Below are 6,666 nucleotides of genomic sequence, written 5' to 3'. Positions count from 1 at the left end.
AACGCCGTACTGGTTTAAAGTTAATCCACTATATTTTAATACTTTAATGGTTTGAAAAAAGGCGGGCAAGAACGCCCGCCTTGCAATTTATCTGCCTCAAGCGTAATGAATACCCAATACTTTGGCGTTGTGGCTGATGATTTCTTCGGCAAGCTGCGGGTTGTCGTTAAGCTTGATGCCGAAGCCGGGAACAAGTTCTTTCAGACGACCTTCCCATGAGGAAATGCGGCTTGGGAAGCATTGGTGGATGAGTTTGATCATCAAGGGTACGGCGGTTGATGCGCCGGGGGATGCGCCCAAGAGTGCGGCGAGCGAGCCGTCGGCGTGGGCGACGATTTCGGTGCCGAATTGGAGGACGCCGCCTTTTTCGGAGTCTTTTTTGATGATTTGAACGCGTTGTCCTGCGGTGATGAGTTCCCAGTCGTCAGGGTTTGCTTCGGGGTAGTATTCCAGCAGGGAGGCGAAGCGTTCTTCTTTGGTTTTGCGCAATTCGCCCAAGAGGTATTTGGTCAGGGGCATATTTGCCCAGCCGGCGCGCAGCATGGGGTAGAGGTTGTCCAAGTGGATGGACAGGGGCAAATCCATGAGCGAGCCTTGTTTGAGGAAGTTGGAGCGGAAACCTGCGTAAGGGCCGAACATGAGGTGGCGTTTGCCGTCCACGTTGCGGGTGTCGAGGTGCGGGACGGACATGGGCGGCGCGCCGACGGAGGCTTGTCCGTACACTTTGGCGTTGTGTTGCGCGGCGGTTTCGGGGTTGCTGTTGCGGAAGAACAGTCCGGAAACGGGGAAGCCGCCGTAGCCTTTGCCTTCGGGGATGCCGGATTTTTGCAGCAGGGTCAGTGCGCCGCCGCCTGCGCCGAGGAAGAGGAAGCGGGTGCGGAGAGTGAGTTGGCCGTCGGGGTTGCGGGTGTCGCTGGTTTTGAGCACCCATGCGCCGTCGGATTCGCGTTTGATGTCGTCGACGTGGCGGTTGAACTCGGTTTTGACGCCTTTTTCGCGCAGGTATTGCACCATTTGGCGGGTCAGACTGCCGAAATCGACGTCTGTGCCTTCGGCGGAGTAGTTGGCGGCGACGGGTTGGCCTTCTTTACGGCCGCTGATGACCAGCGGCGCCCATTCGGCGATTTTGGCGCGGTCGGTGGAGAATTCCATCCGTTCGAAGAGTTTTTGGGATTTGAATGCGTCGAAACGTTTTTGCAGGTAGTCGCAATGGTCGGTGTTCATGACCAGCGACATATGCGGGACGGTATGGATGAAGGAGTTGTCGGTGATTTTGCCTTCTTCGACAAGCGATGACCAGAACTGGCGGCTGATGTGGAATTGTTCGGCAATATTGAGGGCGCGGGTCGGGTCGATGGTGCCGTCTGCGCCGAGCGGGGCGTAATTGAGTTCGCATAACGCGGAATGCCCTGTGCCGGCGTTGTTCCAAGCGTTTGACGATTCCAACGCTACGTCTTCCAAGCGTTCGATAAGGGTGATTTCCCAAGACGGTTCGAGTTCTTTGAGCAAAACGCCCAAAGTCGCGCTCATAATGCCTCCACCCACCAAGACAACATCTGTTGCTTCAGCCATGGTTGTACTCCTAGAAACAGGCATATCCTGCCTTTATGATTATCCGTTGTATTACGAACGCCTGTTTCGGCGGTAAAACCTGCTGGCGCGGTGTTTTTGGCGTGGAAGATTGCGCGCGGGTTTTACGTTTTGAACCGATGTTAAACCGTTCATAATATGTTATTGAGAATTTAGTGGATTTTTCTGAGAATTGCAAAGATTTTCTGTTTGGATTTACATAAACGTAGTTTGAAAAGGTCGTCTGAAACATTCAGACGACCTTTATTTATCAGGTGTTTGGCGGGGTTGAACCTGATTTCATTCACTTCTTAAAGACTTCAGATTGTCAGCAAGATGGACGTGTTTTGATGAAAAAATGAAGAAGAAAACGTTTCTTCAGGACGCGTCATAAGCTGCCGCTTTTTTGAGCAGTTTTGCCCTTGCCTGCGGCCATTCTTCGCGCAGCAGGCTGTATTCCACCGTATCGCGCACGCTGCCGTCTTTCCGCAGTTTGTGGCAGCGCAAGATGCCGTCTTGGTGTGCGCCCAGGCGTTCGATGGCGCGTTGGGAAGCGGTGTTGAGGTTGTCGGTCTGCCAACAGGCGCAGCGACAGTTTAAAGTGTCGAAGACGTAGTCGAGCAACATGATTTTGCAGGCGGTATTGATGCGCGTGCGCCGTGCCGACAGGGCGTACCATGTGAAACCGATGTAGAGGCGGGGGATGGCGGGGTCGATGTGGTAAAGCGAAGTCGAGCCGACGATTTTGCCCGTGTCTTCGTCGATGACGGCAAAGGCGAGGCGGGTTTGCGTGGCGGTGCGGATGTAGTCCGCCACTTGGTCGGGTTCGGGTGCGCTGGTTACGTTCAGCTTCCAGACTTCGCCGTCGCAAACTGCTTCGCGCAAACCGTTTTCGTGTGCCGCTGTCAAAGGCTCGAGACGGACGCGGTCGAAGGACAAAACGGGAACGGATGAAAAATCAGCCATGAGGTTTCCTTTGTATTTGAAGATTTGAGTTTTCAGACGACCTTTTATAGTGTCTTAACGGGCAACATCTTTGAGGTCGTCTGAAAGCTATTGATTAATGATGTTTGAACACCAGCACGCCCGACTCCGATACAAACCCGTCCAGCGGCAGGTCGTGCGGTTCGCGCGGCAGCGTGTCAACCAGTTGACAAGCGAAGCCTACGCCTATGGTTTTTGCCTGTAAACGGTATTTCATCGCCGCGAGCGTCGCGTCGTAATAGCCGCCAGCCTGCCCCAAGCGGTAGCCTTCGCGGTCCATGCCGACAATCGGGACAAGCAATATCGATAAACCGTGTACACGGATTTTGCGTCCCGTAAACTGCGGTACATGCAGCTTCGCCCTGCCTCGTTTGCGTTCTTGTTTCGTCCCATCGGCAGGATAGGGCGTGAACCACATTCGCCGCGAATGCGGTTCGATATAAGGCAGATAGAGTTTGGCGCCACGTTTTTGTGCCGCGCGGACAAAGCCGTCCAGCCGCAGCTCGCTGCCCATCGGCCAATACACGCCGATCTTCCGCCCCTTCTTGATATAACGTTTGAGCAGGCGGTTAACCGTTTGCCCCGCCGCCAACCGCCCTTGATGTCCCATCTGCGCGCGGGCGCGGCGCAATTCTCGGCGCAGGGCGTGTTTTTCCTCATTCCTCATTTCAGACGACCTTTTGAGTGTTGTTGTAGAATACGGCGATTATAAACGCTCCGTTAACATCAAAACAGGATTCCGCCATGTGGCATATCGTCCTTATCGGCTACCTCTTCGTCGCCGTCATGTATTCCGCCGCCCAGCCCAACATCGCGCGCGCTTTGATTTATTTGGTTTTTTGGGCAGTCCTGCCCGTCGCGTTTACCGTTTTCACCGTCACCATCCGCCGCCGCAACCGCCTGATGAAGCAACAGGAAAAGGAAGCATTCGAACAAAGCCGCCGCGCAGCCGGACAAGAAGGCGGCAAACAGGATGGCAGTGCATAAAATCCCTTTTCAGACGACCCCTTATCCGCTATAATCCGTCAGTTTTCCATTTCGGAAACACACTATTTTTTAAAACTTATGCCCACTTTCGCCGAAGGGTGCTTGACAATAGGCGCAGCCTATCAAGTTCTATGCGATTGAATGTGTGCTCTTAACCCTTTCAAGGAAATAAAATGTCTCAAATTACTATGCGTCAGATGATTGAAGCCGGCGTTCACTTCGGCCACCAAACCCGTTTCTGGAACCCGAAAATGGCACAATACATTTTCGGTGCGCGCAATAAAATCCACATCGTCAACCTGGAAAAAACCCTGCCGATGTTCCAAGAAGCGCAAGAAGCCGTACGCCGTCTGGTTGCCAATAAAGGCACCGTGCTGTTTGTCGGCACCAAACGCCAAGCGCGTGAAATCATCCGCGAAGAAGCTACCCGCGCCGGTATGCCTTTCGTCGATCACCGTTGGTTGGGCGGCATGCTGACCAACTACAAAACCGTTAAGCAATCCATCAAACGCCTGGAAGAAAAAACCGCCGCTTTGGAAAACGCTGCCGAAGGCGGTTTCAACAAAAAAGAAATTCTGGAAATGCAACGCGACGTTGAAAAACTGGAACGTTCTTTGGGCGGTATCAAAAACATGAAAGGCCTGCCTGACGCGATTTTCGTTATCGACACCGGCTACCAAAAAGGTACTCTGGTCGAGGCTGAAAAACTGGGCATCCCCGTTATCGCCGTAGTTGATACCAACAATAGCCCTGACGGTGTGAAATACGTTATCCCTGGTAACGACGACTCCGCCAAAGCCATCCGCCTGTACTGCCGCGGCATCGCCGACGCAGTTTTGGAAGGCAAAAACCAAGCGCTGCAAGAAACCGTAGCCGCTGCCCAAGAAGCTGCTGCCGAGTAATCCGGCAAACCGAAGAGGGGCGTTATGCCCCTTTTCTCAAATCCCGTTCTGAAAAACCTTTTCAGACGACCCCATTCCCAAACACGGATACCCCGTGTTTCCCCAAAATCTAGGAGATTCAAAATGGCAGAAATTACTGCAAAAATGGTTGCCGACCTGCGCGCCGCTACCGGCCTGGGCATGATGGAATGCAAAAAAGCCTTGGTTGAAGCCGAAGGCAACTTCGAAAAAGCCGAAGAAATCCTGCGCATCAAATCCGGCGCGAAAGCCGGCAAACTGGCTGGCCGTACCGCTGCCGAAGGCGTATTGGCTTACGCCATCAACGGCAATGTCGGCGCATTGGTTGAAGTAAACTGCGAAACCGACTTCGTTGCCAAAGACGCAGGCTTCGTAGAATTCGCTAACTTCGTTGCGAAAACCGCTGCCGAGAAAAAACCGGCTACCGTTGAAGAACTGAGCGAATTGGTTGAGACCGAACGCAAAGCCATCATCGCCAAATTGGGCGAAAACATGTCTGTCCGCCGCTTCCAAGTGATCGACACTGCCAACCAACTGGTTGCCTACATCCACGGCGCATTGGCTACCGAAGGCGTATTGGTTGAGTTCAAAGGCTCTGAAGACGTAGCGCGTAAAATCGGTATGCACATCGTTGCCGCCAAACCGCAATGCGTAACCGAAGCTGAAGTAGATGCCGAAACCATCGAAAAAGAACGCCACATCTACACTGAGCAAGCCATCGCTTCCGGCAAACCTGCCGACATCGCCGCTAAAATGGTTGAAGGCCGTATCCGCAAATTCTTGGCCGAAATCACCCTGAACGGCCAAGCATTCGTGATGAACCCTGACCAAACCGTTGCCCAATTCGCTAAAGAAAACGGCACCGAAATCATCAGCTTCGTACGTTACAAAGTAGGCGACGGCATCGAAAAAGCCGTTGTCGACTACGCAGCCGAAGTTGCCGCTGCTGCTAAAGTGTAAGGCAGAGATGAAAAAGAAAGCACCTGGATTCCAAACGAATCAGGGTGCTTTTTTTTGAGAGTTACACTGTTTAAAATACTGTCGAACAGAAAATATTTCATCATAATCAACACATAATAATTTATCCAAACCCATATACACCCACGGAAAACGCGTTACCCTGTCAGCCAAACATCCCGAAAGGTCGTCTGAAAAATCAAACGCCCTTTCCCCGAATTGAAGCAGCGCCACAGGGTGAACTGATCATTTGGAACGAGTCGGTTTTTGGTACGGAAAACGGCAGATTCAAGGCAAAAAGCGCAGCAAGATTGGACATCTTGCGAGTATTTTTAACGCAGAATATGCCGTTTTACAGAGCAAAATACCACCGTTATCGAATGGTCAGTTTGCCCTGCATAACGAGCGCTATCCACCCAAAGAAAGCAAGGTATCCCATGACACAGCAAATCAAATACAAACGCGTATTACTGAAACTCTCCGGCGAATCCCTGATGGGTTCCGACCCTTTCGGCATCAACCACGACACCATCGTCCAAACCGTCGGTGAAATCGCCGAAATCGTCAAAATGGGCGTACAAGTCGGCATCGTCGTCGGCGGCGGCAACATCTTCCGCGGCGTATCCGCCCAGGCAGGCAGCATGGACCGTGCCACCGCCGACTACATGGGCATGATGGCAACCGTTATGAATGCGCTCGCCCTCAAAGATGCCTTCGAAACCCTCGGCATCAAAGCGCGTGTACAATCCGCGCTTTCTATGCAGCAAATCGCCGAAACCTACGCCCGCCCCAAAGCCATCCAATACCTTGAAGAAGGCAAAGTCGTCATCTTCGCCGCCGGTACGGGCAACCCATTCTTCACCACCGACACCGCCGCCGCCCTGCGTGGAGCCGAAATGAACTGCGACGTCATGCTCAAAGCCACCAATGTGGACGGCGTTTATACCGCAGACCCGAAAAAAGACCCGTCCGCCACGCGCTACGAAACCATCACCTTTGACGAAGCATTGAACAAAAACCTCAAAGTCATGGATGCGACCGCCTTCGCCCTCTGCCGCGAACGCAAACTCAACATTGTCGTCTTCGGCATCGCCAAACAAGGCTCGCTCAAACGCGTCATTACCGGCGAAGACGAAGGCACGCTGGTTCACTGCTGATTCCTATCGGGCAATAATTGAAGTGATTTGATCAAGCAACAGGTCGTCTGAAAACCCGAAAATAGGTTTGAACTGCACCCCAAAAGTTGGAC

7 protein-coding genes are annotated in these 6,666 nt (G+C 52.8%); 4 read left to right on the top strand and 3 right to left on the bottom strand.

The window, feature by feature from the left end:
• Positions 1–96: 96 nt before the first annotated feature.
• The 3 genes from HMPREF2954_RS00130 to HMPREF2954_RS00120 all read right to left on the bottom strand — a co-directional run bounded on the left by HMPREF2954_RS00130 (position 97) and on the right by HMPREF2954_RS00120 (position 3,220).
• Complete coding sequence (locus HMPREF2954_RS00130; protein WP_070688950.1) at positions 97–1,572, bottom strand: malate:quinone oxidoreductase; 1,476 nt, start codon at positions 1,570–1,572, stop codon at positions 97–99.
• A gap of 375 nt (positions 1,573–1,947) precedes the next feature.
• Positions 1,948–2,535, bottom strand: a complete 588-nt coding sequence (locus tag HMPREF2954_RS00125) for a GNAT family N-acetyltransferase (RefSeq protein WP_070688949.1) — start codon at positions 2,533–2,535, stop codon at positions 1,948–1,950.
• A gap of 94 nt (positions 2,536–2,629) precedes the next feature.
• Complete coding sequence (locus HMPREF2954_RS00120; RefSeq protein WP_070688948.1) at positions 2,630–3,220, bottom strand: 5-formyltetrahydrofolate cyclo-ligase; 591 nt, start codon at positions 3,218–3,220, stop codon at positions 2,630–2,632.
• A 77-nt stretch (positions 3,221–3,297) separates the two neighbouring features.
• Here HMPREF2954_RS00120 and HMPREF2954_RS00115 point away from each other — a divergent pair, with 77 nt between their 5' ends.
• The 4 genes from HMPREF2954_RS00115 to pyrH all read left to right on the top strand — a co-directional run bounded on the left by HMPREF2954_RS00115 (position 3,298) and on the right by pyrH (position 6,574).
• The gene (locus tag HMPREF2954_RS00115) at positions 3,298–3,540 is read left to right on the top strand and encodes a hypothetical protein (RefSeq protein WP_070688947.1); all 243 of its coding nucleotides are present in this window, start codon (positions 3,298–3,300) and stop codon (positions 3,538–3,540) included.
• Positions 3,541–3,713: 173 nt separating this feature from the next.
• The gene (rpsB, locus tag HMPREF2954_RS00110) at positions 3,714–4,442 is read left to right on the top strand and encodes a 30S ribosomal protein S2 (protein WP_003759405.1); all 729 of its coding nucleotides are present in this window, start codon (positions 3,714–3,716) and stop codon (positions 4,440–4,442) included.
• A gap of 123 nt (positions 4,443–4,565) precedes the next feature.
• The gene (gene tsf, locus HMPREF2954_RS00105) at positions 4,566–5,420 is read left to right on the top strand and encodes a translation elongation factor Ts (protein WP_039407120.1); all 855 of its coding nucleotides are present in this window, start codon (positions 4,566–4,568) and stop codon (positions 5,418–5,420) included.
• Between the two features lie 434 nt (positions 5,421–5,854).
• Positions 5,855–6,574 (top strand): UMP kinase, encoded by a 720-nt coding sequence (pyrH, locus tag HMPREF2954_RS00100; protein ID WP_003686859.1) that lies wholly within the window; start codon positions 5,855–5,857, stop codon positions 6,572–6,574.
• Positions 6,575–6,666: the final 92 nt, after the last annotated feature.

Source organism: Neisseria sp. HMSC067H09, assembly GCF_001814135.1.
In the GTDB taxonomy this organism is placed as follows: Bacteria; Pseudomonadota; Gammaproteobacteria; order Burkholderiales; family Neisseriaceae; genus Neisseria.
The sequence above is the reverse complement of the archived record's forward strand: the minus strand, read 5'-3'. Positions and strand labels throughout refer to the sequence as shown.

Coding starts and splice junctions, on each gene's coding strand:
- HMPREF2954_RS00130 (WP_070688950.1), bottom strand. CDS start 1,572: ATGGCTGAAGCAACAGATGTTGTCTTGGTGGGTGGAGGCATTATGAGC.
- HMPREF2954_RS00125 (WP_070688949.1), bottom strand. CDS start 2,535: ATGGCTGATTTTTCATCCGTTCCCGTTTTGTCCTTCGACCGCGTCCGT.
- HMPREF2954_RS00120 (WP_070688948.1), bottom strand. CDS start 3,220: ATGAGGAATGAGGAAAAACACGCCCTGCGCCGAGAATTGCGCCGCGCC.
- HMPREF2954_RS00115 (WP_070688947.1), top strand. CDS start 3,298: ATGTGGCATATCGTCCTTATCGGCTACCTCTTCGTCGCCGTCATGTAT.
- rpsB (WP_003759405.1), top strand. CDS start 3,714: ATGTCTCAAATTACTATGCGTCAGATGATTGAAGCCGGCGTTCACTTC.
- tsf (WP_039407120.1), top strand. CDS start 4,566: ATGGCAGAAATTACTGCAAAAATGGTTGCCGACCTGCGCGCCGCTACC.
- pyrH (WP_003686859.1), top strand. CDS start 5,855: ATGACACAGCAAATCAAATACAAACGCGTATTACTGAAACTCTCCGGC.